Genomic DNA, 26,827 nt, shown 5'->3' on the forward strand with positions numbered 1-26,827 from the left:
GAGAAGAACTGGCTTCTGATCAGGATTTTATTGGTGTGCCCCCAGGCAGATTCGAACTGCCGCCCCTGCCTCCGGAGGGCAGTGCTCTATCCCCTGAGCTATGGGGGCCCGGGAAAACACTAGGTTATCAGCATCCGGGAGGCCGGTGTTCGCACCGGCACTCTTTCGAGAGCGCGGCAGGCCTCCACCGCGGGTGTTTCGCCGCTGCGCTCGTGGTCCACCACCCGCGTTGAGGCGAAACTCCCGCGCTCGGCACGGCAATCATCAGTGGGCGGAATCGAGCGCGGGTGTTGCGCCGGTGGGCGGGAGTTCGCCCTGTTCGTCAGGGGTGGGGCGAGTTATTTCAGGTGGCCGAGGGCGGCGGAGACGAGGGACTCGGCGTCGCCGGGCTCCAGGAAGTTCGACGAGCTGATCGTGAGCCAGTACGTGTCGGTGAAGACCTGAGCCTCACCGATTCCGTTGGACACCGTGAAAAAGCCCTGGGCGGTCGGGGGAGTGCCGTAGGTCGGGACGATCTTCGAGGAGGCGACCGCCTTGTCCTGCTGCTGCGTCATGAGTACCGCGTTGGGCTGGGTGAGCGAGATTTCGATTGTGCCGTCGCTCGACTGGTTGAGCAGGCCGCACGTGAGCCCCTGGAATGACGCCGCCGTCTTCGCAGACGCGGAGGTCGGCTTGTACGAGGGGTCGCTGCCGAAGTTCGGGTTGAACGCGTACACGTCGTCCAGCGTCAGCAGGTCGGTGCACGACATCGCGACAGCGGTTCCTGCCGGGGTCGGCGTGGGCGTCGGCGTTGACGTCGCGGTAGCCGAAGCGGTCGCTGACGAGGAAGAACCCCCCGTCGCGGCGGCGCTCGCCGAACCGGAGGCCCCGGGTGCGGCATCCGCCGTGCAGCCGGACAGGCCGATAAGACTCAGCGCGCCAACGCAGAGGAAGACTCCGGCGCGCAAGCGCCGGGCGGACGGGGAGGCGGGCGAATCAAAGAGAGTCACGGTCCGACCTTAGCAAGCGAGGTGCTTCAAACCGGGCCGGTAAGCTTGGTTTCCGTGACCCCCGCCGAGCTTTCCGAATCCCTGTTCGCCCTGATCCAGCAGTTGGGTGAGCGCCGACGCGCAGAAGGCATCGACACCGCCGGGCTCGACATCGTCCTCGCCACCGCTGGCGACGTCACCCTCGAACGCCCGCGCAACCGCGACCACGGCGACTGGGCCTCGAGTATCGCGATGAAGATCGCCAAGCCGCTCGGCTACAAGCCGCGCGAGGTCGCCACAGAGCTCGCGACCGGACTCGAGGCGCTTCCCGACGTCGCCTCCGTCGAAATCGCCGGCCCCGGCTTCATCAACATCCGCCTCGAGGCGGCATCCGCCGGCGCGCTCGCGAAGACCATCGTCGACGCCGGCCCGGCCTACGGCACCGGCCACCTCTACGACGGCATCAAGATCAACCTCGAATTCGTCTCCGCCAACCCGACCGGCCCCATTCACATGGGCGGCGTGCGCTGGGCCGCGGTGGGCGACAGCCTCGCCCGGGTGCTTCAGGCCGAAGGCGCGGATGTCACGCGCGAGTACTACTTCAACGACCACGGTTCGCAGATCGACCGGTTCGCCCGCAGTGTCCTGGCCGCCTACCTCGGCGAGCACACCCCCGAGGACGGCTACGGCGGAGCGTACATCGGCGACATCGCCGACCAGGTATTGGCGAAATACGACGGAGCGACCCCGATCGCAGACCTGCCGCGCGAGGAACAGCAGGAAGTCTTCCGCTCGATCGGCGTCGACCTGATGTTCACCGAGATCAAGGAAAAGCTGCACGGCTTCGGCGTCGATTTCGACGTCTATTTCCACGAAGACTCGCTCCACGAGTCCGGCGCGGTCAACCGGGCCATCGAGCGCCTGCGCGGCCTCGGCCACATCTTCGAAGCGGATGGCGCCATCTGGCTCCGCACGACGACCTTCGGCGATGACCGTGACCGCGTCATCATCCGCTCGAACGGTGAACCGGCCTATATCTCCGGCGACCTCGGCTACTACCTCGACAAGCGCGAGCGCGGCTTCGACCAGAACCTGATCATGCTCGGCGCAGACCACCACGGCTATGTCGGCCGGATGATGGCCATGGTCGAGGCCTTCGGCGACGTCCCCGGGGTCAACCTGCAGATCCTGATCGGCCAGATGGTCAACCTGCTCAAGGACGGCGAGCCCGTTCGGATGAGCAAGCGTGCCGGCACGATCGTGACCCTCGACGACCTCGTCGACGCCGTCGGTGTCGACGCCGGCCGCTATGCCCTCGTGCGCTCCTCGAGTGACACCCAGCTCGACATCGACCTCGACCTGCTCGGCAAGCACAGCAACGAGAACCCCGTCTTCTACGTGCAGTACGCGCACGCCCGCACCTGCTCCGTCGCCCGCAACGCTGCTGCTGCCGGAGTCGAGCGCACCGACTTCAACCCGGAGCTGCTCGTGCACGACAGCGAGTCCGCCCTGCTCGGCGTGCTGCAGGAGTACCCGCGCATGGTCGCCCTCGCCGCCGAGCTGCGCGAGCCGCACCGCATCGCCCGGTACATCGAAGAGGTCGCCGGCTACTACCACCGCTGGTACGACAACTGCCGGGTGATCCCGCTCGGCGACGAACCCGTCACGGAGCTGCATCGCACGCGACTCTGGCTCAACGACGCCACCGGCCAGGTCATCCGCAACGGCCTCGGCCTCCTCGGCGTGGCTGCTCCCGAACGGATGTGACCGTGGACCGGGACGGGGCACTGGATCGGGACACCAGAACGGGCAGGGGAGCCGCAACGCGCAGGCGCCGCGGCCTGAGCGGGTTCATCCTCGCGACGATCGTGGTGCTCGGCCTCGTCGCCGCGTTTTTCATCGCCGATGCCGGCGTGCGCAACTACGCCGAGAACCGGGCGAAGTCCGAGATTGCGGCGCACCTGCCCGATTCGGTCACGGGAGACGTGTCCGTCTCGATCGGCGGCTTGTCCGTGATCGCGCAGTACCTGATGGGAAGCTTCGACCGGGTCACCCTGGTGGCCCCCGCCCTCACCGTGAACGGTGTGCCGGCATCCGTGCACCTCGTCGCAACCGACGTGCCCGTCGACCAGGCCAAGAAGGTCGGCGACGTGCGCGGAACGGTCGACCTCGACCAGGCTGCGCTCAACACCCTCCTCGCAGCGGCCCTGCCGCAGGGGACGCCCGCCGCCAACCTCGTGCTGGGCGACGGCACCGTGCAGTACGAGGGCAACGTGAGCGTCTTCGGCCTGAACATCGGCTACCAGGCCACCGCGACCCCAACCGCTGCGGCCGATTCGCTGCTTTTCACCCCGAGCGGCGCACAGATCACCACAGGGGCTGGCAGCATCGACGCCACGGCGATCCTCCCGCTCGTGCTCGGCCAGCAGCCGATCCGGGTGTGCGTTGCCGAGTACCTCCCAGAGGGCGTCAACCTCGCCGGCGTCGACGTCACGCCGGGGCGGGCGCGCATTACGCTGGAGTCGAGCACCCTGATGCTCACCGCGCAGTCGCTGACCACCCTTGGCACCTGCTCCGCCGGCTGATTCGGCGCGCGCACCCCTTGCTCGCTAGAATCGGTGCAGGTTCGCTGTCATGCCGGCGAAATCTTCACTGGCTTCAGGGACCAATCCGGGTTCGCTCGCCACTCAGTGAGACACCCACTCGACTTTCCCGTGAGGTTTTCACCCGTGGCCACCAACCCGCTCGCCCCCGACTGGCTCGTCCTGCCCGGAGACGCCAACGCGCTCTCGGCCGGCCTCTGGCCCGCGACCATGCACCGTGCGCCGGCCGGCGACCTCGTCATCGGCGGCGTCTCCGCGCCTGACCTGGCCGCCCGGTTCGGCACCCCGCTCTACGTCATCGACGAAGCGGATGCCCGCGCCCGCGCTTTCGCCCTCCGGTCCGCTTTCGAGGCGGAATTCTCCCGCATCGGCACCACGGTCAAGGTGTACTACGCCGGCAAGGCCTTCCTGTCGAGCGAGGTCGCCCGCTGGATGCTCGCCGAGGGCCTCAACATCGACGTCTGCAGCGGCGGGGAACTCGCCGTCGCCCTCGCGGCCGGCGCGCCCGGCGCCCGACTCGGCTTCCACGGCAACAACAAGTCCCTCGCCGAGATCGACGAGGCCTGCGCCGTCGGCGTCGGCACGATCGTGATCGACTCGACCATCGAGATCTCCCGCGTCGCCGCGGCAGCTGCCCGGCACGGCATCGTGCAGAACGTGCGGCTCCGGGTGAACAGCGGCGTGCACGCGCACACCCACGAGTTCCTGGCCACCGCGCACGAGGACCAGAAGTTCGGCATCACTCTCGAGGACGCCCCGCGCCTCGTCGCCCTGATCCGGGCGGAGCCTGCCCTGCGTTTCATTGGCCTGCACTGCCACATCGGTTCGCAGATCTTCGGGGCGGACGGCTTCGCCGAATCCGCCTCCCGGCTGCTCGCCGTGCACGCAGCGCTGCTCGGCGGCGGCCCGGTCCCCGAACTCAACCTCGGGGGCGGCTTCGGTATCGCGTACACGGACGCGGACACCCCCACCCCGATCCACGAGCTGGCCGTCCGCCTCGCCGACATCGTCGCGGCCGAGTGCGCCGCGCGCGGCATCCCGGTGCCCATTGTCGCCTTCGAGCCCGGCCGCTCCATCATCGGCCCGGCGGGCACGACCCTGTACGAGGTCGGCACCACCAAGGCCGTCGACGTGTCGGGCGCGACCCGGCTCTACGTGAGTGTCGACGGCGGCATGAGCGACAACGCCCGGCCCGCACTCTACGGAGCTGACTACTCTGTGCGGCTCGCGGGCCGCTCGAGCACCGCGGACCCCGTGCTCGTGCGCGTAGCAGGCAAGCACTGCGAGAGCGGCGACATCGTCGTCGACGCGGACTACCTGCCCGGAGACGTCGCCCCCGGCGACCTCGTCGCGGTCGCCGCGACCGGTGCGTACTGCTTCTCCCTCGCGAGCAACTACAACTACCTCGGCCGCCCGCCCGTCGTCGCCGTACTCGACGGCGCCGCCCGGCTGCTCGTCCGCGGCGAGACCATCGCCGACCTGCTCTCCCGCGACGCCGGGATCACCGCAGTCGTCGCTACCCCCGCCGGCACCGATCAACCGAAGGAAGCCATCCGATGATCGAATACCGCAACCTGCGCGTCGCCCTGCTGGGCGGCGGCAACGTCGGCGCCCAGGTCGCCCGGCTGTTGCTCGAGCAGAGCGAGGAATTCGCCAACCGGGTCGGCGCCGGCCTCGAACTCGTCGGCATCCTCGTGCGCGACGTCGACGCCGAACGCACCGTCGACCTGCCGCACGAGCTCTTCACGACCGACGCCGAATCCCTCATCCTCGGCGCGGACGTCGTCATCGAACTGCTCGGCGGCATCGAACCGGCACGCAGCTACATCCTGATGGCGATGAACTCCGGGGCGGATATCGTCACCGCGAACAAGGCGCTCCTCGCGACCCACGGGCCCGAACTCTTCGCCGTCGCAGACCAGGTCGGCGCCCAGCTCAACTATGAGGCCGCCGTCGCCGGCGCGATCCCGATCCTCCGTCCGCTGCGCGACAGCCTCGGCGGCGACCAGATCAACCGCATCCTCGGCATCGTCAACGGCACCACGAACTTCATCCTCGACCAGATGGACACCGCGGGCGACACCCTTGAGGAAGCCCTCGCCACCGCGACAGACCTCGGCTACGCCGAAGCAGACCCGACCGCGGACATCGGCGGCTACGACGCGGCGCAGAAGGCGGCCATTCTCGCGAGCCTCGCCTTCCACACCCACGTGCCGCTCTCATCCGTCTACCGCGAAGGCATCACCGAGGTCACGCCCGCACAGATCGAGTCCGCCCGCAAGGCCGGCTACGTCGTCAAGCTCCTCGCGATCTGCGAACGCATCACGGATGCCGCGACCGGCCAGGCGGGCGTCTCCGCCAGGGTCTACCCCGCGATGGTGCCGCGCAGCCACCCGCTCGCGGCCGTGCACGGCGCGAACAACGCCGTCTTCGTCGAGGCGGAATCCGCCGGCAGCCTGATGTTCTACGGCGCAGGCGCCGGGGGAGTCGAGACGGCGTCGGCCGTGCTCGGCGACCTGGTCTCGCTCGCCCGCCGCCACATCGCCGGCGGCCCGGGAGTCGCGGCCTCGATCCACGCAGACCTGCCCGTCTTCGACATCGGCAGCATCACGACCCGCTACGCGGTCACCCTCGAGGTCACCGACGAGCCGGGCGTGCTCGCGACCCTCGCCGGGGTATTCAGCGACCACGGCGTCTCGCTGGCCCTCGTCGAGCAGTCGATGACCCCCGCGCGGCCGCTCACCTCCAGTCACGCGGCCGTCCCGTCCACGGCTACCCTTGTGATCGGAACCCACGAGGCAACGGAGGCGGCCCTCGCCGCCACCGTGACGGACCTCGCCGCCAACAGATTTGTCACCACCGTCGCATCCGTTTTGAGAGTTGAAGGAGCCTGATGTCCAGCGAACGAGAGTCCACGCAGGCCGTGAAGACCCAGTCCCGTCAGTGGCGGGGTGTGCTGCGTGAATACGCCGACCGCCTGAACATCACCGACGCCACGCCGATCATCACGCTCGGCGAGGGCGGCACGCCGCTGATTCCCGCCCCCGCGCTGTCGAAGCGCACCGGTGCGAAGGTCTGGATCAAGTACGAGGGCATGAACCCGACCGGCTCCTTCAAGGACCGCGGCATGACCATGGCGATCTCGAAGGCCGTCGAAGACGGCGCCAAGGCCGTCATCTGCGCCTCGACCGGCAACACCTCGGCCTCCGCCGCCGCATACGCGACCCACGCCGGTATCCTCGCGGTCGTGCTGGTGCCGGAGGGCAAGATCGCGCTCGGCAAGCTCAGCCAGGCCATCGCGCACAACGCGCAGCTCCTGCAGGTGCAGGGCAACTTCGACGACTGCCTCGACATCGCCCGCGACCTCTCGGCGAACTACCCGGTGCACCTCGTCAACTCGGTCAACCCCGACCGCATCGAGGGCCAGAAGACGGCGGCCTTCGAGGTCGTCGAGGTGCTCGAAGACGCGCCGGACATCCACATCGTCCCCGTCGGCAACGCCGGAAACTACACCGCGTACACCCGCGGCTACACCGAGGAACTCGAGCGCGGTGCGATCACGAAGCTGCCGCGCATGTTCGGCTTCCAGGCCGCAGGCAGCGCCCCGATCGTGCTCGGCCACCGCGTCGACCACCCCGAGACCATCGCGAGCGCCATCCGCATCGGCAACCCGGCATCCTGGGACCTCGCCCTCGCGGCGCAGAAGCTCACGAACGGTTACTTCGGCGCGATCAGCGACGCCAAGATCCTCGAGGCCTACCGCATCCTGTCCGCAGAGGTGGGCATCTTCGTCGAACCCGCCTCCGCGATCAGCGTCGCCGGCCTGCTCGAGCGCGCAGAGGCCGGCCTCATCCCGGCCGGCGCGACGGTCGTGCTCACGGTCACCGGCCACGGCCTGAAGGACCCGCAGTGGGCCCTCCGCACCGCGGACGGCGCCGAGATCACGCCGACGGTCGTGCCCGTGGACACCGCCGAAATCGCGAGCGTCCTCGGTCTGGTCAAGAAGTGACCCTGGCCGAAGCCGTGTCGGAACCCACCCTTCTCTCCGGTCGCTCGGTGACCGTTCAGGTTCCCGCGACGACCGCGAACCTCGGCCCCGGCTTCGACACCCTCGGCCTCGCCCTCGCGTATTACGACCGCCTCGACGTGACCGCGCGCGATGAACCCGGCGTGTTCGTCGACGTGCAGGGCGTCGGCGCCGGCGTGGTGCCGACCGACGAAACCAACCTCGTCGTGCAGGCCATCGCGCACACCTTTGCCGCCTATGGGCAGCGGATGCCGGGCCTCGCGCTCGTCGCTCACAACAAGATCCCGCACGGCCGCGGCATGGGATCCTCCGGGGCAGCGATCGTCTCCGGGATCATGGCCGCCAAGGGCCTGCTCGAGGGCATCGTCGACATCGACTCCGAAGCACTGCTCACCCTCGCCACGGAGATGGAAGGGCACCCGGACAACGTCGCGCCCGCCCTTTTCGGCGGCCTCACGATCGCGTGGACCACTCCGGAGGGCCCCCGCCACAAGAAGCTGATGGTGCACCGCGGCGTCAAGCCGCTCGTGTTCGTGCCGGAGCAGGCCATGTCCACGGCGCTCGCCCGCAGCCTGCAGCCCGAGACCGTGCCGCACGAGGACGCCGTCTTCAACCTGTCCCGTTCGGCGCTGCTCATCGCCGCGCTCATCCAGAGCCCGGAACTGCTGCTCGCAGCGACGGAGGACAAGCTGCACCAGAGCTACCGTGCCGCCGCGATGCCCGAGACCAACCGGCTGATCACCCTGCTCAGGGAGCACGGCTTCGCGGCCGTCGTCTCAGGAGCCGGCCCGTCGATCCTCGTCCTCGCGAGTGACCCGGGCCAGCGCCTCGTCGCCGCGGACCTCGTCGCCGCGAACTCGGCGACCCCCTGGCAGGCGCTCATGCTCGCCGTTGACTTCCAGGGCGCGACCGTCACCCGCACGGACACGGCAACGACCGCCTGACTTAAGGACCGCGAACGGGGGTGCCGCGGCTGGGAGAGCGCGGCATCCGTTCTCGGAATGCTCTGCTAGAGTCGAATGCGTACCCGAAGGAACCGCCTAACGACCGGTTCCTTTCGATGGTGCATTTCCCGTAACTCACTGCTATCGCGACATCTGTGCGTGGCTGTGTGTGTTCACTTCAATCCACTTTCTGTGGGATTGAACCACCCGCAGCGCCTCCGACGTTGCCACAGCTTCCCCGGTTTTCGTAAACGTTCGTGCCGGGGGAAAGGACAAATTTTCGTGACTGACGTCAACCTCCGCACAAATGCTGCGGATTCATCCCGCCTTGGAACCCTCCGTGTCGCCGAGCTCCAGGCTCTCGCGCTCGAACTGGGCATCCCCGGCTCCTCCAAGCTCCGCAAGGGCGAACTCGTCGCCGCCATCACCGCCGTCCAGGCCGGTGGCGACACCGTGAGCCCCGAGCTCGAAATCCCCGCGTTCGCCGCGACCGAGCCGGTCGTCTCCGAGCCCGTCGTTTCCGAGCCCGTCGCAATCGACGCCGCCCCTGCCGCAGCAGCGGCCGTGACCGCGACCCTCGTCGAAGCCCCGCCGCGCAAGCGCGCGCCGCGCCGCGCCACCACCGCGACCGCGGCCCCCGCCGCCGCGCACGTCAACGCTGACGGCGACCTCGGCATCGGCCTCATCCTCCCGGACGCCGCCGCGACGACGCGTCGCACCACGGCCCCCACCACCTACGCCGGAGGCACCGGAACCACGGAGGCCCCCGTGGCCGCCGAGAAGCCGGTCCGTCAGGCCCGCAAGCGCGCAACCTCCGTGTCGGTCAAGGCCGCCGCGGAAGCCGCAGCGACCGAGGCCCCCACGGCCGACGCTGCTGTCGTTGAGACTCCCGTTGAGACTCCCGTCGAGGTTCCCGTCGTCGAGGTTCCCGTCGTCGAGGCGCCCGTCGCCGACACCACGACGGATGCCGCGGCAACCGGCACCGAGACCGCCACGGAGACCGCCGAGGTCGCCGAGGCCCCCGTCACTACCGGCCGCTCGCGCCGCAGCAGCGCCCGCGGCAACGGACGCAACGGTTCGGCACGCAACAGCATCGACGCGCGAAGCCGCATCGACGCCTTGAACGACGAACTCGCACAGGGCACGGCGGGCATCCCCGTCGCGACCGACGAAGACGTCGCGACCGACGAAGCGCCCGTCGACCACTTCGCGGGCAACCGCACGGCGGCGACGGTCGCCGCCGACTCGGACTCGGACACGGACGCCGACACGGACTCCGACGACTCGACCGAACAGGCCGAACAGCCGCGCCAGGGCCGCAACCGCAACCGTAACCGGGGCGGCAACCAGAACCAGACGAGCGGCGAGCAGGACGACAACTCTCGCCAGCAGAACGGCCGCCAGTCGAACCGCAACCAGAACCAGCAGAACCAGAACCAGCAGAACCAGAACGCCGAGCGCGGCCAGGACAACCAGGACCGTCAGGCACAGCAGGACCGGAACCAGCAGGACCGGAACCAGCAGGACCGGAACAACCAGTCCCAGCAGGACCGCAACCAGCAGGACCGACAGTCCCAGCAGGACCGCAACCAGCAGGACCGACAGTCCCAGCAGGAACGCAACCAGGAGCGCAACCAGGACCGTCAGGCCCAGCAGCAGGAGCGCGGCCAGCAGGACCGCAACCAGCAGGACCGTGGCCAGGACGACGACCTGAACAGCCGCAGCAACCGCAACCGGTTCCGTGACCGCAAGCGTCGCGGCGTCACCGCCGGCGACGACTTCGAGCCGGAACTGAACGACGACGATGTGCTGATCCCCGTCGCCGGCATCCTCGACGTCCTCGACAACTACGCGTTCGTACGCACCTCCGGCTACCTGCCCGGTGCGAGCGACGTGTACGTCTCCCTCGGCCAGGTCAAGAAGTACAACCTGCGAAAGGGTGACGCCGTCGTCGGCTCCATCCGCCAGCCGCACGAGGGCGACCAGAACGGCCGCCAGAAGTACAACGCGATCGTCAAGGTCGACTCGATCAACGGCCTGTCCGTCGAAGAAGCCGCCAACCGCGTCGAGTTCCAGAAGCTCACGCCGCTCTACCCGCAGGAGCGCCTCCGCCTCGAGACCGAGCCAGGCAAGCTCACCCAGCGCATCATCGACCTCGTCGCCCCGATCGGGAAGGGCCAGCGCGGCCTCATCGTCGCGCCCCCCAAGGCCGGCAAGACCATCGTCATGCAGCAGATCGCGAACGCCATCGCCACCAACAACCCCGAGGTCCACCTCATGGTCGTGCTGGTCGACGAGCGGCCGGAAGAGGTCACCGACATGCAGCGCACGGTCAAGGGTGAGGTCATCGCCTCCACCTTCGACCGCCCCGCAGAGGACCACACCACGGTCGCCGAGCTCGCCATCGAGCGCGCCAAGCGTCTCGTGGAACTCGGACACGACGTCGTCGTGCTCCTCGACTCCATCACGCGACTCGGCCGGGCGTACAACCTGACCGCGCCGCCGTCCGGCCGGATCCTCTCCGGCGGAGTCGACGCATCCGCCCTGTACCCGCCCAAGCGCTTCTTCGGCGCCGCGCGCAACATCGAGAACGGTGGCTCGCTCACTATCCTCGCGTCCGCGCTCGTCGAGACCGGCTCCAAGATGGACGAGGTCATCTTCGAGGAGTTCAAGGGCACCGGCAACATGGAACTGCGCCTCTCGCGCCAGCTCGCCGACAAGCGGATCTTCCCCGCGGTCGATGTCAACGCATCGGGCACCCGTCGCGAAGAAATGCTGATGAGCTCGGACGAGGTCAAGGTCACCTGGAAGCTGCGTCGTGCTCTTGCCGGACTCGACCAGCAGCAGGCACTCGAGGTCGTCCTCGGCCGTCTCAAGGAGACGTCCTCCAACGTGGAGTTCCTCATGCAGGTTCAGAAGTCGATGCCGTCCCTGAACGGGTCAGACAAGGACAAGTAATGTTCGAGTCTGTTCTGACTCTGCAAGCCGAATTCGACGAGCTGCAGTCTGAACTGGCCGACCCGGAGCTGCACTCCAACCCGGCCCGTTCGAAGAAGGTCAACCGGCGCTACGCCGAGCTGAGTCGCATCATCGCGGCCTGGAACGAGTGGAAAGAGATCGGCGAGAACCTCGACGCCGCCCGGGAGCTCGCGGAGGAGGACTCATCCTTCGCCGAGGAGATCCCCGGGCTCGAGGTTCAGCTCGAGGACACCTCCGCGAAGCTGCGCCGCTTGCTCATCCCACGCGATGAGCTCGACGCGCGCGACGTGATCATGGAGATCAAGATGGGGGAGGGCGGTGCGGAATCCGCACTGTTCGCCGCCGACCTGCTCCGGATGTACCTGCACTACGCCGAGTCGAAAAAGTGGAAAACCGAGATCATCGAGCAGACCACAAGCGACCTCGGCGGCATCAAGGACATCCAGCTCGCGATCAAGAGCAACACGAACGACCCCGCCGAGGGCGTCTGGGCGCACCTCAAGTACGAGGGCGGCGTGCACCGCGTCCAGCGCGTGCCCGCGACCGAGTCGCAGGGACGCATCCACACCTCAGCGGCGGGCGTGCTCGTCTTCCCCGAGGTCGATGAGCCGGAAGAGGTCGAGATCAACCACAACGACCTCAAGATCGACGTCTACCGCTCGAGCGGCCCCGGCGGCCAGTCCGTCAACACGACCGACTCCGCGGTGCGCATCACCCACCTTCCGACCGGAATCGTGGTCGCGATGCAGAACGAGAAGAGCCAGCTGCAGAACAAGGAAGCGGGAATGCGCGTGTTGCGCGCCCGCGTCCTCGCCCGGCAGCAGGAAGAGATCGACGCGGCCGCGTCCCTGGTCCGCAAGGGCCAGATCCGCACGATGGACCGGTCGGAGCGCATCCGCACGTACAACTTCCCGGAGAACCGCATCGCCGACCACCGCACCGGCTACAAGGCGTACAACCTCGACAGCGTGATGAACGGAGCGCTCGACGCCGTCATCGAGTCGTGCATCCTCGCCGACGAGGCCACCCGCCTCGCCGAAATCGGAGACCACGACTAACGCGTTTCACGCCCGAGCATCGCAAAGAATGCCCAGAACCGCCGGTCGAACGGCGATTCTGGGCATTTTTTGGTGACTCTGGGCTGCGGCTGCGGCTGCGGCTGCGGCAGCGCATGCCGCGGGCCGGCTAGTCCTCGTCCGAGACCGGCAGGCCGCGCGCGCCCTCGATGGTCTGCGCGCGCACCGGCTGGATCGTCGCCGGGATGCCGAGCAGCAGCGACTTCGGCGGGGCGTCCCTCGTGACGACGGCGTTCGCGCCGATCGTGCTCCAGGCGCCGATCGTGATCGGGCCGAGCACCTTCGCGCCCGCGCCGATCGTGACGCCGTCGCCGAGGGTGGGATGCCGCTTCTCACCGCGGACGACGCCGTGCCGGGTCTTCCCGCCGAGGGTGACGCCGTGATACAGCATCACATCGTCGCCCACATCGGCGGTCTCCCCGATCACGACGCCCATGCCGTGGTCGATGAACAACCGGCGCCCGATCCGGGCGCCGGGGTGGATCTCGATCCCGGTGAGGAACCGGGTGAACTGGGAGACCAGCCGGGCGGGCAGGTACAACCCGGCCACCCACATCCGGTGGGCGATGCGGTACGACCACACGGCGTGCAACCCGCTGTACGCGAGGAAGACCTCGACGTTGCTGCGGGCTGCGGGGTCGTGGGCGCGCGCCATCGCCATGTCCTCACGGATGCGTGAAATGACTCCCATGTCGGTTTTCAGTTGTTCCCGTTCTCGTTGATGCAGCAGGTCTTAGTCGAGCAGGTCCTCGTACAGCACGGTGGAGATGTAACGCTCTCCGAAGCTCGGGAGGATGGCGACGATGGTCTTGCCGGCGTTCTCCGGCTTCTTCGCCTGTTCGATGGCCGCCCAGACGGCGGAGCCGCCCGAGATGCCGGACAGGATTCCCTCGTCGGTCGCAAGTGCGCGAGCGGTGGTGAGGGAATCGGCGAGGGTGACATCGGTCACCTCATCGTAGAGGTCGGTGTCGAGAACGGACGGGATGAAGTTCGCGCCGATGCCCTGGATCTTGTGCGGACCCGGCTTGCCGCCGGTGAGGATCGGGGAGTCGATCGGCTCGACGCCGACGATGTGCACGGAGGGCTTGCGCTCCTTGAGCAGCTTGCCCGCGCCCGTGATGGTGCCACCGGTGCCGATGCCCGCGACGAAGATGTCGACGGCGCCTTCGGTGTCGTCCCAGATCTCGACGCCGGTCGTGGCGAAGTGGATCGCCGGGTTGGCAGGGTTGTCGAACTGGCGGGCGAGAATCGCACCGGGGGTCTTCGCGACGATCTCTTCGGCCGTCTCGACGGCGCCGCGCATGCCGGCGGCCCCCGGGGTCAGCACAATCTCGGCACCGTATGCACGAAGGAGGACGCGGCGTTCCTTGCTCATGGTCTCCGGCATCGCCAGGATGACCTTGTAACCGCGGGCGGCTCCGACGAGCGCGAGCGCAATTCCGGTGTTGCCGCTCGTGCCCTCGACGATGGTGCCGCCGGGCAGGAGTTCACCGGACGCCTCGGCGGCGTCGACGATCGCGATGCCGATGCGGTCCTTGACGCTCGCGGACGGGTTATAGAACTCGAGCTTGACGAGAACGGTCGCGTCGAGGCCGGCCGTCAGGCGGTTGAGCTTGACCAGCGGCGTCCCTCCAACTGCCTTGGTGATGTCGGAGTAGATGCGTGCGGTCATCGCAGTGCCTTTCGGTCGGGTCATCGGGTCATTCGGGCCGGCACCCCGTGTATTGGGATCAGGAACCTCGCCCAGCATACGACTCCGGCATTGGGCGTGAGCCTTTCATTGCGTTACATTCCAAAGTGTGACAACTGAAGACGACGACCATTCCATTCCCGGCACTTTTCCGGGTTCCGTTCCCGGCGCCCCCGTCCCCGGCCCTGTGGTCCCCGGAGGCACCCTCGCCGGCACCGTCGACAGCATCCGTGCCCGCGCGATCGATATCCTCGCTGCAGCCGGCATCCAGGACTCCGCCGTCGACGCCGACCTCCTGATCGGGCACGTGCTCGGCCGGAGCCGCGGCGAGGTCCAGGCGGCGGCGATCCTCCGCACCGTCGTCACGGATGCGGATGCCGCCGCGATCGACGTCCTCGTCTCCCGCCGGGCACTGCGCGAACCCCTGCAGCACATCACCGGGCACGCGCCGTTCCGGTCGATCGAACTCCTCGTCGGCCCCGGCGTTTTCGTGCCCCGCCCCGAGACCGAGCAGGTCGCCCAGTTCGCGATCGACGCCCTCCGTTCCATGCCGGACCCGGAGCCGATCGGCGTCGACCTCGGCACCGGCAGCGGCGCGATCGCGCTCTCCCTCGCCGTCGAGGTGCCGAACGCGCGGATCTGGGCCGTCGAGAACTCGCCGGAGGCCTTCGCCTGGACGACCCGCAACTTCGAAGCGGTCAACGCAGCCAACGCGACGCTCGTCTTCGGCGACCTCGCGGAGAGCGGCATCCTCGCCGAACTCGACGGCACGGTCGCCGTCCTGATCTCGAACCCTCCCTATATACCAATGGATGCCGTGCCGCGCGACCCCGAGGTCCGTCTCTTCGATCCGGCACACGCCCTCTTCGGCGGGGTCGACGGCCTCGACGTCGTCCGGCACGTCTCGCAGACGGCCCTGCGCCTACTGCGTCCGGGCGGAGTGCTCGTGATCGAGCACGGCGAACTGCAGGGCGGAGACATCCGTGCCCTGCTCGACGGCGACGGCTGGCGCGCGACAGCGACCCACCGCGACTACACCACCCGCGACCGGGCGACCACAGCCATCCGCCCCACCCCCTGACCCCTGCGCTGAGGGGTCGCATATCGAGGTTCCCGCGCCGTGCGAACCTCGATCTGCGACACCTCAGCCAGGGCGGGACTCGCTCCCAGCCTCGGGAAACACCCCTGCACTAGAATTGGGCGCAATGACACGCATCTACGACTGCACGGTTGTCTCGGACTACGCAACCGGCATGAGACTGGCACGCTCGGCGATCGCTCGCGGCGCGCTCGTCGTCATCCCCACCGACACCGTCTACGGCCTCGCCGCCGACGCGTTCAGCCCGGAGGCGGTCCAACGCCTGCTCGACGCGAAGGGCCGCGGCCGGCAGTCCCCGCCTCCCGTGCTCATCCCAGGCATCGGCACCCTCGACGCGCTCGCGGTCGATATCCCAGAGCCCGTGCGCGCGCTCGTCGCGGAGTTCTGGCCAGGCGGGCTCACCGTTGTGCTCAACGCCCAGCCCTCCCTGGTCTGGGACCTCGGCGACACCCGCGGCACCGTCGCCCTGCGGATGCCGAGCAACCCGATCGCCCTCGACCTGCTCGCCGACACCGGCCCCCTCGCCGTCTCGAGCGCGAACACGAGCGGCCTGCCGTCAGCGGTCGACGCGGCGACCGCAGAAGAGATGCTCGGCGAGAGCGTCGAGGTCTACCTCGACGGGGGAGCTGCCGGCACCGGCTACGAACCGATCGGCGACCGGGCGGGCGACACCTCCTCGACGATCATCGACGCGACCGGCTTCGACAGCAACGGCGGCAAGCTCGTGATCGTGCGCAACGGCGTGATATCCCGAGAGGCCCTCGCGGCCGTCATCGGCGACGCACTCGCGCCGGAGGGCTTCGTCGCCCCCGTCGCCCCGGTCGCCGCGACTCCCGAAGCGGATGTCGCGGGCTAGACATGACCGTATTCATCCTGCTGGCCATCGTCTCGGCCGTTGTCACGGCGATCCTCTCCTGGGTCGTGCTCAAGGTCAGCCACCGCTACAAGATCTATCCGAAGATCCGCCTGCGGGACGTGCACACCCGACCCACCCCCCGCCTCGGCGGGGTCGCCATCTTCTTCGGCGTGATCGCCGCCTTCGGGGTCGCGTACCTCATCTCGGCCCAGTTCGCGCCGCTCCGGCTGGTCTTCTCCGACCCGGAGCAGATCCTCGCCATCCTCGGTGCCGCCCTGATGATCGTGCTCCTCGGCGTCGCAGACGACCTCTGGGACCTCGACTGGATGACCAAGCTCGCCGGCCAGTTCATCGCCGCCGGCCTCGTCGCCTGGCAGGGCGTCCAGGTGCTCTCGCTCCCGATCGGCGGACTCACCGTCGGATCCTCGTGGATGTCGATCCTGATCACCGTCTTCGTGATCGTGCTCGTGATGAACATGATCAACTTCATCGACGGCCTCGACGGCCTGGTCGCCGGGGTCGCCCTCATCGCCAACGGCGTCTTCTTCATCTACAGCTACCTGCTTGTGCGGGACACCTCCCCGAGCAACTACTTCAACCTCGCCTCGGTGATCGCCGCGATCCTCGTGGGGGCCTGCATCGGGTTCCTGCCGCTCAACTGGCGCCCCGCCAAGATCTTCATGGGCGACTCCGGCTCCATGCTCGTCGGCCTCCTGATGGCGACCTCGGCGATCGCGATCACCGGCCAGGTCGACCCGACCGCGGTGAACCGGTCCCAGCTCTTTCCCGCCTTCATCCCGATCCTGCTGCCCTTCGCGATCCTGATCATCCCGCTGCTCGACTTCGCACTCGCCGTGTTCCGGCGGGTGCGGGCCGGCAAGTCCCCGTTCAGCGCCGACCGGAAGCACCTGCACCACCGGCTGCTCGACATGGGACACTCGCACCTCCACGCCGTGCTGATCTTCTACGGGTGGACGGCTGCCGTGGCCATCGGCTGCCTGCTCTACTTCGTGTTGCCCGTCTACTTCGGCGTGCAGACCTGGTGGGCGACGCTCTTCCTGGTCTTCGCCCTGCTCGTCTGCACGATCGTGACCCTCGCACCGCTGAGCCGCTCCAAGAGGGCCGAAGCGGCCACCCAGCTCGCCCAACCAGCCACCCTTCCCCACGACATCGTGAAGCTCGATCGCCTCGACGAGGCATCGACGCAAGCCGAGGAGCACGTATGAGCGCCACCCAGCCAGCCGGATCACTGCAGCCGACGTCGAACCGGGTGTTCCGCAGCATCCTCGTCTACGGCGGCTATCTCGCCGGGGGCATCGCCGTGGTCGGGATGATCGCCGGCGGGCTCACAGCGGGCGGCATCGGGGTGCTGAGCGCCCTGATCGGCACCGGGATGGCGCTCGTGTTCATGGGGATCACGGCAGGCAGCATCCTGATCGCCAACCGCTTCGCCGGAACGGCCGCGGCCGTCGGCGCCTTCTTCGGGATCGTGCTGGGCGGCTGGCTGCTGAAGTTCGTGGTGTTCCTCGTGCTCGTCGTGCTGCTCAAGGGGCAGCCCTGGGTGCAGCCGGTCGTGCTGTTCCTGAGCATCATCGCCGGCGTGATCGGCTCCCTGATCGTCGACGTTGTGGTCATCCGCAAGAGCCGTGTTCCGTATGTGAGCGATCTGCCCCGCTCCTGAGACCCGGAAAAGCGATGAATATTCACCCGCAGGATTCGGCCCGAGGTGGGTTTCTTGGTAAGGTAATGACCGGTTCGCCCCGCAGCGCTGCTTTTGTCGTGCTCGACGTTCCGACCCACTTTTCGTCTTCGCGAGAGCAGAGCTCCCCGCCCCGAACCAGGAGAAAGCGCTGCTAGAAACCGCCGTAAACCTGATGCTCCCGATGGCTACCGGCGACGGTACCTTCCAAGGTCCATCCATCAATGAGTTCTTCCCCGAGGCCGTCTTCTTCGTAGGGACGCCGTTCGAGATCAACCGGATCATGCTCATCCGCTTCATTGCGATGGCCGCCCTGATCCTGCTCTTCTGGATCGGAACGCGCCGCATGAAGGTCGTACCGACCCGGCTGCAGAGCCTCGTGGAGATGGGCCTCGACTTCGCCAGGGTCAACATCGCGGAAAGCATCCTCGGCAAGAAGGAGGGCAAGCGTTTCCTGCCCCTCCTCACGACGATCTTCTTCCTCGTGCTTTTCATGAACCTCACCGGACCGATCCCGTTCCTCAACATCGCGGGCACCTCGGTGATCGGCGTGCCGCTGCTCCTCGCGGTCATCTCCTACTGCACCTTCATCTACGCCGGCCTCAAGAAGAACCCGGGCAACTTCGTCCGCAACTCCCTCTTCCCGCCCGGCGTGCCGAAGGCGCTCTACATCATCGTGACGCCGATCGAGTTCATCTCGACCTTCCTCGTCCGCCCGGTCACATTGACCCTGCGACTGCTGATGAACATGATCGTCGGCCACCTGCTGCTGGTGCTGTTCTTCACGGCGACCCAGTTCTTCTTCTTCACGGCCGACGGAGCCTTCAAGCTCTTCGGTGCAGGCACCCTGGTCTTCGGACTCGCGTTCACCCTCTTCGAGGTGTTGATCGCCGTGCTCCAGGCCTACATTTTCGCCCTGCTCACCGCTGTTTACATCCAGCTCGCGGTGGCTGAAGAACACTAACCTCGAACCCGGCACTCGCCGTATTCGTCACAACGGAAGGAAACAAACGTGGACGCAACTACCGTTCTCGCGGCAATCTCAGGAAACATCGCCACTGTCGGTTACGGCCTCGCCGCAATCGGCCCGGCAATCGGCGTGGGTATCGTCGTCGGCAAGACCATCGAGGGTGTTGCTCGTCAGCCCGAACTGGCCGGCCAGCTCCAGGTCCTGATGTACATCGGCATCGCCTTCACCGAGGCGCTCGCCTTCATCGGTATCGCAACGTACTTCATCTTCACGTCCTAATCGTCCTCTTTTTCACCTAGATATGGAGGCATGATGCTTCACGCAGTAATTGCAGCCGCCGCGGAACAGGCGCACAACCCGCTCCTTCCCGCATGGCCGGACATCATTTGGTCCGCGGTGTGCTTTGTCGTGATTCTGTTCTTCTTCTGGAAGCTCATCCTTCCGAGGATGCAGAAGATGCTCGACGACCGTGCTGAGGCTATCGAGGGCAACATCGCCAAGGCGGACGACGCCCAGCGCAAGGCGGAAGCCGCACTCGAGCAGTACACGGCCCAGCTCGCCGACGCCCGTGCGGAAGCCGGCAAGATCCGCGAGGTCGCCCGCGCGGACGGCCAGAAGATCATCGCGGAGCTCAAGGAGCAGGCCGGCGCTGAGGCGGCCCGCATCACCGCGAGCGCCAAGGCCCAGATCGAAGCGGAACGCCAGGCGGCAGTCCTGTCGCTTCGCGCCGAAGTCGGCACCCTCGCCATCGACCTCGCGTCCGGAGTCATCGGCGAAAGCCTGACGGACGACGCGAAGGCGAGTGCCATCGTCGACCGGTTCCTGGCCGACCTTGAGGCCTCGGAGAAAGCAGCTAAGTAATGGGAAGCGCCACCAGGGAAGCTTTGGCCTCATCGAGGGCGGTACTTGCCGCCCACGGCCGCACGACCGATCTCGCAACGGGCGATGGCCTGCTCGACTCCGGCCGTGTCATCGGTGATTCGGCGCAGCTCCTGTCTGCCCTGGTCGACCCCGCAGCGGATGCCGCGGCGAAGGCGGCACTGGTCGCCGCGATCTTCTCGGCGAAACTGACCCCCACGGCACTGGACCTGCTCCAGTCGGTCGCGGCCGCGCGCTGGTCGAGTCATTCCGACCTGCTCGCCGGCATCGAAGAACTGGGGCTGCGGGCCGTTGCGGCCTCTGCCCCGGTAGCGGGTGCAGTGGAAGCGGAACTGTTCGAATTCGGAACGGCCGTCGCATCCAACGGTGAACTCGAACTGGCACTGGCCTCGAAGCTCGGCGCGCTCAGCGCCAAGGTCGGGCTGGTCGATTCGCTGCTCACCGGCAAGGTCTCGGAACAGACCCTCGTGATCGTGCGTCACCTCGTGCAGCAGCCCCGCGGCCGTCGCATCGGTGCGCTCCTCCGTTTCGCTGCGACAATCGTCGCAGACGAGGCCGGCACGGCGATTGCGACCGTCTCGACGGCCGAGTTGCTGAGTGCCGCACAGCTGGAGCGCTTGCGCGCCAGCCTCACGGCCCGATATGGACGCACGCTCACGATCAACCAGGTCGCGGACCGCGCGATCGTCGGCGGTGTCCGCGTGCAGATCGGTGACGACGTCATCGACGGCACCATCGCCACCCGCCTCAAGGATTTGCGACTCCAGCTTGCCGGCTGACCACAGGTCAGCCGGAACAGAAAAACCACGAGCGGCAACGCTTCGTTCGAGACAGAACCTGTACACCCGTACGGGAAAGGGAAGATGATGGCAGAACTAACGATCAGCCCCGATGAGATCCGCGATGCTCTCCAGGACTTCGTCAAGTCCTACGAGCCGAGCAAGACCGCGACCGCTGAGGTGGGCTACGTCACGACGGCCGGCGACGGTATCGCACACGTCGAGGGCCTGCCCAGCGTGATGGCCAACGAGCTCATCAAATTCGCCGACGGCACCCTGGGCCTCGCCCAGAACCTCGACGAAGACGAGATCGGTGTTGTCGTGCTCGGCGAGTTCGCCGGCATCGTCGAGGGCATGGAGGTGCACCGCACCGGAGAGGTGCTCTCCGTCCCCGTCGGCGACGGCTACCTGGGTCGCGTCGTCGACCCGCTCGGCGCCCCGATCGACGGCCTCGGCCCGATCGAGAGCGAAGGGCGTCGTGCCCTCGAACTGCAGGCGCCCGGCGTCATGGATCGCAAGTCCGTGCACGAGCCCATGCAGACCGGTATCAAGGCCATCGACGCGATGATCCCGATCGGTCGCGGCCAGCGCCAGCTCATCATCGGTGACCGCCAGACCGGCAAGACCGCGATCGCGATCGACACCATCATCAACCAGAAGGCCAACTGGGCCTCCGGAGACGTGAACAAGCAGGTTCGCTGCATCTACGTCGCCATCGGCCAGAAGGGCTCCACGATCGCCGCCGTCAAGGGCGCGCTCGAGGACGCCGGCGTGATGGAGTACACCACCATCGTCGCCTCCCCGGCCTCCGACCCGGCCGGCTTCAAGTACCTCGCCCCGTACACCGGTTCGGCCATCGGCCAGCACTGGATGTACGCGGGCAAGCACGTCCTGATCATCTTCGACGACCTGTCCAAGCAGGCGGAGGCCTACCGCGCCGTCTCCCTGCTGCTGCGTCGCCCGCCGGGACGCGAAGCGTACCCCGGAGACGTGTTCTACCTGCACTCCCGTCTGCTCGAGCGTTGCGCCAAGCTGTCCGACGCCCTCGGCGCGGGATCGATGACCGGCCTTCCGATCATCGAGACCAAGGCGAACGACGTCTCTGCGTACATCCCGACCAACGTGATCTCGATCACCGACGGCCAGATCTTCCTGCAGTCCGACCTCTTCAACGCCAACCAGCGTCCCGCGGTCGACGTGGGAATCTCGGTCTCGCGTGTCGGTGGTGACGCCCAGGTGAAATCCATCAAGAAGGTCTCCGGAACGCTGAAGCTCGAACTGGCGCAGTACCGCTCGCTCGAGGCCTTCGCGATGTTCGCCTCCGACCTGGATGCCGCCAGCCGTCGCCAGCTCGCCAGAGGCGCCCGCCTGACCGAGCTGCTCAAGCAGCCGCAGTACTCGCCGTACCCGGTCGAGGACCAGGTCGTCTCGATCTGGGCCGGCACCAACGGCAAGTTCGACGAGGTCCCCGTCGAGGACGTGCTGCGCTTCGAGCGTGGCCTTCTCGATCACCTCGGCCGCAACACCGAGGTCCTCAAGACGCTGCGCGACACGAACGTGCTGAGCGACGAGACCGTCGAAATCCTCGAGCGTGAGGTCGACGTCTTCAAACGCGAATTTCACACCGGTGAGGGCAAGCCGCTTGCCTCCGTCGGCAAGGAACAGTTCGAAGCGATCACCGCCGACGACGTGAACCAGGAAAAGATTGTCAAGCACCGCCGCTGACCAGCGGGCCTCGACAACCACGATTCACTGAGAAGGAAGCACAGGAGCCACATGGGAGCGCAACTTCGGGTCTACCGGCAGAAGATCAAGTCTGCCCAGACGATGAAGAAGATCACTCGGGCCATGGAGTTGATTTCGGCCTCGCGCATTCAGAAGGCGAGGGCGAGGGTTTCGGCCTCGACTCCGTACTCGCAGTCGATCACCCGGGCGGTCTCGGCCGTCGCGACGTATTCCAACGTCGCGCACGTCCTGACGACCGAACCGGAGAAGGTCGAACGCGCCGCGGTCGTCATCTTCACGTCGGACCGAGGCCTCGCCGGGGCGTTCAGCTCTCAGGTACTGAGAGAAGCGGAGTCGCTCAGCGAACTGCTGCGCAGCCAGGGCAAGGACGTCGTCTACTTCCTCGTCGGACGCAAGGCAGTGGCCTACTTTGGCTTCCGCAGGCGCGCCTCCGAGCGGGTCTGGACCGGCGGAACCGATCAGCCTCAGCTGGAAATCGCCCAGGACATCAGCGAGTCATTGCTGGAGACCTTCCTGCGCGACGCCGAAGACGGTGGCGTCGACGAGATCCACGTCGTGTACAACCGCTTCGTGAGCATGGTCACCCAGGTTCCCCAGGTCGTTCGACTGCTCCCGCTCGAGGTCGTCGAGGGAGTGGAAGAGCCCGACGACGGTCAGGTCCTGCCGCTGTACGAGTTCGAGCCGGACGTCGAGACCGTTCTCGACGCCCTGCTGCCGGTGTACATCGAGAGTCGTGTGTTCAACGCGATGCTCCAGTCGGCCGCCGCAGAGCACGCCGCACGCCAGAAGGCGATGCAGTCGGCCGCCGACAACGCCGACAAGCTGATCACGACCTTCACCCGGCTGTCCAACAACGCCAGGCAGACCGAGATCACCTCGCAGATTTCCGAGATCGTGGGTGGGGCCGATGCGCTCTCATCCGCCAAGAACTAAACCAGAGAAGAGAGAGCAATGACTGACATCGCAACCGCGCCAGTCCACGCGCCGGTCGAGACCGTTGCCGTCGGCCGGATCGCCCGCGTCACGGGCCCGGTCGTCGACATCGAGTTCGCGCACGACTCGATCCCGGGCATGTACAACGCGCTGAAGACGACCATCGTCATCGGTGACGTCTCCACCGAGATCACCCTCGAGGTCGCACTGCACCTCGGGGACGACCTGATCCGCGCGATCGCGCTGAACCCGACCGACGGCCTCGTCCGCGGCCAGGAGGTCCGGGACACCGGAGCTCCCATCATGGTTCCCGTCGGCGAGGTCACCAAGGGCCGCGTCTTCAACGCCATCGGTGAGGTGCTCAACGCCGAGCCCGGCGAGAAGATCGAAATCACGGAGCGCTGGCCCATCCACCGCAAGCCGCCGCCCTTCGACCAGCTCGAGGCCAAGACCCAGCTGTTCGAGACCGGCATCAAGGTCATCGACCTGCTCACGCCGTACGTCCTCGGCGGCAAGATCGGTCTCTTCGGTGGAGCCGGAGTCGGCAAGACGGTCCTGATCCAGGAGATGATCCAGCGCGTCGCGCAGGACCACGGTGGAGTGTCGGTGTTCGCCGGAGTCGGCGAGCGCACCCGTGAGGGCAACGACCTCATCAAGGAAATGGAAGAGGCGGGAGTCTTCGACAAGACCGCCCTCGTGTTCGGCCAGATGGACGAGCCGCCGGGAACGCGTCTTCGCGTCGCCCTCTCCGCGCTGACCATGGCCGAGTACTTCCGCGACGTCGCCAAGCAGGACGTGTTGCTCTTCATCGACAACATCTTCCGCTTCACCCAGGCCGGTTCCGAGGTGTCGACCCTTCTGGGCCGCATGCCGAGCGCCGTGGGTTACCAGCCGACCCTCGCCGACGAGATGGGCATCCTCCAGGAGCGCATCACCTCGACCCGTGGCCACTCGATCACGTCGCTGCAGGCCATCTACGTGCCCGCTGACGACTACACCGACCCGGCACCGGCGACGACCTTCGCCCACCTCGACGCCACGACTGAGCTGTCCCGCGAGATCGCGTCGAAGGGCCTCTACCCGGCCGTCGACCCACTCACCTCGACCAGCCGTATCCTCGACCCCCGCTACCTGGGCGCCGACCACTACAACACGGCCGTCCGCGTCAAGGCGATCCTCCAGAAGAACAAGGAACTCCAGGAGATCATCGCGATCCTCGGTGTTGACGAACTCTCCGAGGAAGACAAGGTCACCGTTTCACGGGCCCGTCGCATCCAGCAGTTCCTCTCCCAGAACACCTACATGGCGAAGAAGTTCACCGGTGTCGAGGGCTCGACGGTATCGCTCAAGGACACCATCGAATCCTTCACGGCCATCGCCAACGGTGACTTCGACCACGTTGCCGAGCAGGCATTCTTCAACGTCGGCGGCATCTCCGACGTCGAAGAGAAGTGGGCGAAAATCCAGAAGGAGAACGACTAGCCATGGCAGGGGCTCCGCTCACCGTCAGCGTCGTCTCGGCGGACCAGGAAGTCTGGGCCGGTGAGGCGACCATGGTCGTCGCACGCACCGTCGAAGGACAGATCGGCATCCTGCCGGGCCACGAGCCGTTGCTCGCCATCCTGGCGAGCGGTGAGGTGCGCCTGACCCTGCCCGGTGGCGAGAAGATCGTCGCCCAGGCCGAGGACGGCTTCCTGTCTGTCGCCAACAACCAGGTCACGATCGTCGCTCGCAAAGCGGGGCTCGTCTAGCCTTGTCGATCTAGCCCGTGCTGCTCCTGCTGCCGCCCTCCGAGACGAAACGCACAGGCGGTACCGGCGAACCGCTCGATCTGAACCACCTCAGGTACCCGTCGCTGAACTCTCAGCGGCGGGTACTCGTGCGTGAGCTGCGCTCACTTGCCCGGCACCCCGAAGCCATGATGGCTGCGCTGAAGCTCGGCCGCACCCAGACCGGTGAGGTCGCCCACAACCGGGCGCTCACGACCGCGCCGACGATGGCCGCGCTCGACCGGTACACCGGGGTACTCTACGACGCCCTCGACGCCCCGACACTGACCCTCGCCGAGCGCGACTGGGCCGCAGGGCACTTGCTCGTCCACTCCGCCCTGTTCGGGCCGATCGGTGCACTCGATCCGATTCCGGCCTACCGACTGTCGACGACGAGTCGGCTGCCCGGCCTTGTGCTGAAACAGCACTGGGGACCGCGAATCGCCGCGCTGCTCGCCCGGGAGTCCGGCCTCGTGCTCGACCTCCGGTCAGCGGGTTACGTGTCCCTCGGCGCCGCACCCGTCCGGGCCGGTTCCGTCGTGCTCCGCGTCGTGACGGAAACGCCGGACGGGCACGTGCGCGCCCTCAACCACTTCAACAAGACCGCGAAGGGCCGGTTCACCCGCGCCCTGATCCGGAGCGCCCTCGAGCTCGCGACCGTCGACGACCTGTTGGCCTGGGCTCCCGGCGCCGGCTTCACCGTGCGCGCGGCGGGGCCCGCCGCACTCGAGCTCCTGGACGACGCGCCGCTCGTCAGCGCCCTCGCCTGACGAACCCCGGCGCCCGGCCGTATGCTGGCAGCGTGTCCACTCCAACGATGAATGTCACCGTAACCGGCGCAGGCGGCCAGATCGGCTACGCGCTGCTCTTCCGCATCGCGTCCGGCCAGATGTTCGGCCCGACGACCCCGGTGAACCTCCGGCTCCTCGAAATCCCGGCCGGGCTCGCCGCCGCGGCAGGAACAGCCCTCGAACTCGAGGACTGCGCCTTCCCGCTGTTGCGGGACGTGATGGTGACGGATGACCCCACACGCGCCTTCGACGGGGTGAACGTCGCCCTTCTCGTGGGCTCCCGGCCGCGCGGCATCGGCGAGGAACGCGTCGCGCTGCTCGAGGGGAACGGCCGCATCTTCGGGCCGCACGGCACCGCCATCAACGCCGGCGCGGCATCCGACGTGCGCGTGCTCGTCGTGGGCAACCCGGCCAACACGAACGCGCTCGTCGCCGCCGCGTTCGCCCCGGACATCCCGGCCGAGCGCTTCACCGCGCTGACCCGGCTCGACCACAACCGCGGCGTCGCCCAGCTCGCCGTGCACCTCGGGGTGCACGTCTCCGAGATCGACGGCCTCGCCATCTGGGGCAACCACTCCGCGACGCAGTATCCGGACGTCTTCCACGCGACGGCCGCCGGGCGACCGGTTCGCGAACTCGTCGATGAGGACTGGCTCGCCGGAACCTTCATCCCGCGGGTCGAGAAGCGCGGCTATGAGATCATCACCGCGCGCGGTGCCTCCTCTGCCGGGTCGGCGGCCGAGGCGACGATCGACCACGTCTACGACTGGGTGCACGGCACCGGAGAGCGGTGGACTTCCGCCGCGATCGTCTCAGACGGCTCATACGGAGTCCCGGAGGGCCTCGTCTGCTCCTTCCCGGTGCGGTCGGTCGAGGGCCAGTGGCAGGTCGTGCAGGGCCTCGAACTGAACGCCTTCTCCCGCGCCCGCATCGACGCATCCGTGGCCGAACTCATCGAGGAACGCGACCACGTGCGCGCCCTCGGCCTCCTCCCCACCGCCCGCTGAACCGACGCCGCC

Annotated in this window: 25 protein-coding genes and 1 tRNA gene; 22 read left to right on the plus strand and 4 right to left on the minus strand. The window is 67.5% G+C overall.

The window, feature by feature from the left end; genetic code table 11:
* Positions 1-36 precede the first annotated feature (36 nt).
* A tRNA-Arg gene (locus tag QN350_RS05970) sits at positions 37-108 on the minus strand.
* A gap of 230 nt (positions 109-338) precedes the next feature.
* On the minus strand, positions 339-989 hold the full coding sequence (locus QN350_RS05975; RefSeq protein WP_281534199.1) for a hypothetical protein: 651 nt from the start codon (positions 987-989) through the stop codon (positions 339-341).
* A gap of 54 nt (positions 990-1,043) precedes the next feature.
* Between QN350_RS05975 and argS the strand changes: the two genes are divergently transcribed.
* The 8 genes from argS to prfA all read left to right on the plus strand — a co-directional run bounded on the left by argS (position 1,044) and on the right by prfA (position 12,579).
* A complete protein-coding gene (argS, locus tag QN350_RS05980; RefSeq protein ID WP_322139152.1) occupies positions 1,044-2,735 on the plus strand; it encodes an arginine--tRNA ligase in 1,692 nt (563 codons plus the stop codon).
* A 2-nt stretch (positions 2,736-2,737) separates the two neighbouring features.
* Positions 2,738-3,553: a DUF2993 domain-containing protein gene (locus QN350_RS05985; protein ID WP_323515953.1), complete on the plus strand. Its 816-nt coding sequence runs from the start codon at positions 2,738-2,740 to the stop codon at positions 3,551-3,553.
* Positions 3,554-3,697: 144 nt separating this feature from the next.
* Positions 3,698-5,131, plus strand: a complete 1,434-nt coding sequence (lysA, locus tag QN350_RS05990) for a diaminopimelate decarboxylase (protein WP_322139154.1) — start codon at positions 3,698-3,700, stop codon at positions 5,129-5,131.
* A complete protein-coding gene (locus QN350_RS05995) occupies positions 5,128-6,465 on the plus strand; it encodes a homoserine dehydrogenase (RefSeq protein WP_322139155.1) in 1,338 nt (445 codons plus the stop codon). The genes lysA and QN350_RS05995 overlap by 4 nt, the downstream gene beginning before the upstream one ends.
* Positions 6,465-7,580 (plus strand): threonine synthase, encoded by a 1,116-nt coding sequence (thrC, locus tag QN350_RS06000; RefSeq protein ID WP_322139156.1) that lies wholly within the window; start codon positions 6,465-6,467, stop codon positions 7,578-7,580. Before QN350_RS05995 ends, thrC begins: the two co-directional genes overlap by 1 nt.
* Positions 7,577-8,542 (plus strand): homoserine kinase, encoded by a 966-nt coding sequence (thrB, locus tag QN350_RS06005; protein ID WP_416173020.1) that lies wholly within the window; start codon positions 7,577-7,579, stop codon positions 8,540-8,542. Before thrC ends, thrB begins: the two co-directional genes overlap by 4 nt.
* A 282-nt stretch (positions 8,543-8,824) precedes the next feature.
* Positions 8,825-11,500 (plus strand): transcription termination factor Rho, encoded by a 2,676-nt coding sequence (rho, locus tag QN350_RS06010; protein ID WP_322139157.1) that lies wholly within the window; start codon positions 8,825-8,827, stop codon positions 11,498-11,500.
* Positions 11,500-12,579 carry a peptide chain release factor 1 gene (prfA, locus tag QN350_RS06015; protein WP_134535883.1) on the plus strand — a complete coding sequence of 360 codons (1,080 nt, stop codon included), beginning with the start codon at positions 11,500-11,502 and terminating at the stop codon, positions 12,577-12,579. Before rho ends, prfA begins: the two co-directional genes overlap by 1 nt.
* Positions 12,580-12,706: 127 nt before the next feature.
* Here the strand turns inward: prfA and epsC are convergent, their stop codons facing one another.
* A complete protein-coding gene (epsC, locus tag QN350_RS06020) occupies positions 12,707-13,324 on the minus strand; it encodes a serine O-acetyltransferase EpsC (protein ID WP_322140389.1) in 618 nt (205 codons plus the stop codon).
* Between the two features lie 6 nt (positions 13,325-13,330).
* Positions 13,331-14,269, minus strand: coding sequence for a cysteine synthase A (gene cysK, locus QN350_RS06025; protein ID WP_281534202.1), 939 nt, complete (start codon positions 14,267-14,269; stop codon positions 13,331-13,333).
* Between the two features lie 205 nt (positions 14,270-14,474).
* Between cysK and prmC the strand changes: the two genes are divergently transcribed.
* From prmC to QN350_RS06095, 14 genes are all read left to right on the plus strand, one after another.
* Positions 14,475-15,368 carry a peptide chain release factor N(5)-glutamine methyltransferase gene (prmC, locus tag QN350_RS06030; RefSeq protein WP_416173061.1) on the plus strand — a complete coding sequence of 298 codons (894 nt, stop codon included), beginning with the start codon at positions 14,475-14,477 and terminating at the stop codon, positions 15,366-15,368.
* A 124-nt stretch (positions 15,369-15,492) separates the two neighbouring features.
* Positions 15,493-16,242, plus strand: a complete 750-nt coding sequence (locus QN350_RS06035) for an L-threonylcarbamoyladenylate synthase (protein WP_281534203.1) — start codon at positions 15,493-15,495, stop codon at positions 16,240-16,242.
* A 2-nt stretch (positions 16,243-16,244) separates the two neighbouring features.
* Complete coding sequence (locus tag QN350_RS06040; protein WP_322139158.1) at positions 16,245-17,468, plus strand: MraY family glycosyltransferase; 1,224 nt, start codon at positions 16,245-16,247, stop codon at positions 17,466-17,468.
* Positions 17,465-17,923 carry a hypothetical protein gene (locus tag QN350_RS06045; protein WP_322139159.1) on the plus strand — a complete coding sequence of 153 codons (459 nt, stop codon included), beginning with the start codon at positions 17,465-17,467 and terminating at the stop codon, positions 17,921-17,923. Before QN350_RS06040 ends, QN350_RS06045 begins: the two co-directional genes overlap by 4 nt.
* A 193-nt stretch (positions 17,924-18,116) precedes the next feature.
* Complete coding sequence (gene atpB, locus QN350_RS06050; RefSeq protein ID WP_416347720.1) at positions 18,117-18,905, plus strand: F0F1 ATP synthase subunit A; 789 nt, start codon at positions 18,117-18,119, stop codon at positions 18,903-18,905.
* A gap of 48 nt (positions 18,906-18,953) precedes the next feature.
* Positions 18,954-19,190 carry an ATP synthase F0 subunit C gene (gene atpE, locus QN350_RS06055; RefSeq protein ID WP_134448159.1) on the plus strand — a complete coding sequence of 79 codons (237 nt, stop codon included), beginning with the start codon at positions 18,954-18,956 and terminating at the stop codon, positions 19,188-19,190.
* 33 nt (positions 19,191-19,223) lie between these two features.
* Complete coding sequence (locus tag QN350_RS06060) at positions 19,224-19,772, plus strand: F0F1 ATP synthase subunit B (protein ID WP_322140391.1); 549 nt, start codon at positions 19,224-19,226, stop codon at positions 19,770-19,772.
* Positions 19,772-20,569, plus strand: a complete 798-nt coding sequence (locus QN350_RS06065; RefSeq protein ID WP_322139161.1) for a F0F1 ATP synthase subunit delta — start codon at positions 19,772-19,774, stop codon at positions 20,567-20,569. Before QN350_RS06060 ends, QN350_RS06065 begins: the two co-directional genes overlap by 1 nt.
* 87 nt (positions 20,570-20,656) lie before the next feature.
* Positions 20,657-22,294: a F0F1 ATP synthase subunit alpha gene (gene atpA, locus QN350_RS06070; RefSeq protein WP_281536191.1), complete on the plus strand. Its 1,638-nt coding sequence runs from the start codon at positions 20,657-20,659 to the stop codon at positions 22,292-22,294.
* A gap of 51 nt (positions 22,295-22,345) precedes the next feature.
* A complete protein-coding gene (locus tag QN350_RS06075) occupies positions 22,346-23,248 on the plus strand; it encodes a F0F1 ATP synthase subunit gamma (protein ID WP_281534206.1) in 903 nt (300 codons plus the stop codon).
* Positions 23,249-23,266: 18 nt separating this feature from the next.
* Complete coding sequence (gene atpD, locus QN350_RS06080) at positions 23,267-24,730, plus strand: F0F1 ATP synthase subunit beta (RefSeq protein WP_322139162.1); 1,464 nt, start codon at positions 23,267-23,269, stop codon at positions 24,728-24,730.
* 2 nt (positions 24,731-24,732) lie between these two features.
* Positions 24,733-24,999 (plus strand): F0F1 ATP synthase subunit epsilon, encoded by a 267-nt coding sequence (locus QN350_RS06085; protein ID WP_281534207.1) that lies wholly within the window; start codon positions 24,733-24,735, stop codon positions 24,997-24,999.
* A 17-nt stretch (positions 25,000-25,016) separates the two neighbouring features.
* Positions 25,017-25,787 (plus strand): peroxide stress protein YaaA, encoded by a 771-nt coding sequence (locus QN350_RS06090; RefSeq protein WP_322139163.1) that lies wholly within the window; start codon positions 25,017-25,019, stop codon positions 25,785-25,787.
* Positions 25,788-25,819: 32 nt separating this feature from the next.
* Positions 25,820-26,815, plus strand: a complete 996-nt coding sequence (locus tag QN350_RS06095; RefSeq protein ID WP_322139164.1) for a malate dehydrogenase — start codon at positions 25,820-25,822, stop codon at positions 26,813-26,815.
* Positions 26,816-26,827 lie beyond the last annotated feature (12 nt).

The organism is Cryobacterium sp. 10I5, assembly GCF_035019865.1.
GTDB lineage: Bacteria > Actinomycetota > Actinomycetes > Actinomycetales > Microbacteriaceae > Cryobacterium > Cryobacterium breve_A.

Coding starts and splice junctions, on each gene's coding strand:
- QN350_RS06085 (WP_281534207.1), top strand. CDS start 24,733: ATGGCAGGGGCTCCGCTCACCGTCAGCGTCGTCTCGGCGGACCAGGAA.
- atpA (WP_281536191.1), top strand. CDS start 20,657: ATGGCAGAACTAACGATCAGCCCCGATGAGATCCGCGATGCTCTCCAG.
- atpD (WP_322139162.1), top strand. CDS start 23,267: ATGACTGACATCGCAACCGCGCCAGTCCACGCGCCGGTCGAGACCGTT.
- cysK (WP_281534202.1), bottom strand. CDS start 14,269: ATGACCGCACGCATCTACTCCGACATCACCAAGGCAGTTGGAGGGACG.
- prfA (WP_134535883.1), top strand. CDS start 11,500: ATGTTCGAGTCTGTTCTGACTCTGCAAGCCGAATTCGACGAGCTGCAG.
- atpB (WP_416347720.1), top strand. CDS start 18,117: ATGCTCCCGATGGCTACCGGCGACGGTACCTTCCAAGGTCCATCCATC.
- QN350_RS06035 (WP_281534203.1), top strand. CDS start 15,493: ATGACACGCATCTACGACTGCACGGTTGTCTCGGACTACGCAACCGGC.
- thrC (WP_322139156.1), top strand. CDS start 6,465: ATGTCCAGCGAACGAGAGTCCACGCAGGCCGTGAAGACCCAGTCCCGT.
- QN350_RS06065 (WP_322139161.1), top strand. CDS start 19,772: ATGGGAAGCGCCACCAGGGAAGCTTTGGCCTCATCGAGGGCGGTACTT.
- QN350_RS06060 (WP_322140391.1), top strand. CDS start 19,224: ATGCTTCACGCAGTAATTGCAGCCGCCGCGGAACAGGCGCACAACCCG.
- QN350_RS06075 (WP_281534206.1), top strand. CDS start 22,346: ATGGGAGCGCAACTTCGGGTCTACCGGCAGAAGATCAAGTCTGCCCAG.
- QN350_RS05995 (WP_322139155.1), top strand. CDS start 5,128: ATGATCGAATACCGCAACCTGCGCGTCGCCCTGCTGGGCGGCGGCAAC.
- QN350_RS06045 (WP_322139159.1), top strand. CDS start 17,465: ATGAGCGCCACCCAGCCAGCCGGATCACTGCAGCCGACGTCGAACCGG.
- QN350_RS06040 (WP_322139158.1), top strand. CDS start 16,245: ATGACCGTATTCATCCTGCTGGCCATCGTCTCGGCCGTTGTCACGGCG.